Below are 1,192 nucleotides of genomic sequence, written 5' to 3' on the forward strand. Positions count from 1 at the left end.
GATGGAGACGCTCGAGATGCTGACTTTTGTAATTGCTGTGGCTCCGTTTTATCAGTAGCAGCGAAATACATATCATAGATATAATTCAACGTATCTTGTCGCTCTTGTATATCTAGCGGCATTCCCTCTACAGGATTTCTGGTCATTACAATGAAACGTTTGCTATCATATATTTCAATTCCTTTTTCAGTATTTTTAGAGCGATTACCAGGCTTCCGTGCTTTAATAAATATGTGAATGCCTTTACCACTTTGGCTATATTCTGTATAACTATCGAATGCATTTATAAGAGACTGCGCTTCTGGATTTATAACACCATTTTCAATGCAATCATCCAGATCAATAACTGTGTAAGGATCGTTCTCAGTCACTACATATCCTATCCCACTAAATTTGTGCTCATGTTCCCATGTAGAATAGAAACTTGTCCATGTTCTCGGATTAGTTGAATTTGCCTTCTCTCCATTTATCTGATAAGGCACTTTAGTTGTTTTTTTCTGTCCTTCAATTTGTTCCATTTTCCACATTACCCATTGATTACGTTTAGTGAGTTCCTGCGGAATATCGCTGATGTATGGTATAATAAGATCACCTACTCCCTGACGTACAAGTACTGTATATTTTTTAAGTTATCTGTTATAATAGTTTTAAGTTGAGTATTATTTTTCCTATGTTGCTTTAAACATAGGCTTTTTTTATAGACAAAATTGTATGATCAACACTGTTAGTAATAAGAGCAGCGGCACGTAAAACCAAAGCATGTCCAGGTGAAAGTCCTCCGTTTCAAAAAAGTAACCGTTAATTTTCTTTATCAGCTTCATAAGCTTCCCCTTTTTCTTTTTGTAATTGACTAAAGTGAAAGATAACATCCATAGACACGTTTAAAGCAGATCGATATTGATATAAACAGTCTGCGGACGTATCATCTGGGATACCTTTTTTCTCCCACTCCCAAATTGTTTTCTTAGATATTCCACTTTGTTCAGACAGCATATTAATCGTTAATGGCTTTCCATTTATCTTTTGAGCTTTTCTCAATTCTGCTAAATAAGATCTTGTATTTTCATCTACTCTCGACTTATCTAATAATTCCTGTCCTATACTATTTGCTGAAGCTAATTCTTTTTGGCTTTCTATCACACTATATCTGAGCATGGAATGAATGGCTAAAAGCTTTTTAGAAATTACCCCA

The 1,192-nt window shown here is 34.9% G+C and carries 2 protein-coding genes; both read right to left on the reverse strand.

The genetic code is table 11. The annotated features are described in order from the left end of the window. A partial coding sequence (locus RG19_RS18075) for a hypothetical protein (protein ID WP_202905391.1) occupies nt 1–518 on the reverse strand: 518 nt, incomplete at its 3' end. A 280-nt stretch (nt 519–798) separates the two neighbouring features. Next, nucleotides 799–1,192: hypothetical protein (locus RG19_RS17965; protein WP_202905392.1), on the reverse strand; the 394-nt coding region annotated here is incomplete at its 5' end.

This window comes from Luteimonas abyssi (assembly GCF_001482195.1).
GTDB classification, from domain to species: domain Bacteria; phylum Pseudomonadota; class Gammaproteobacteria; order Xanthomonadales; family Xanthomonadaceae; genus Luteimonas; species Luteimonas abyssi.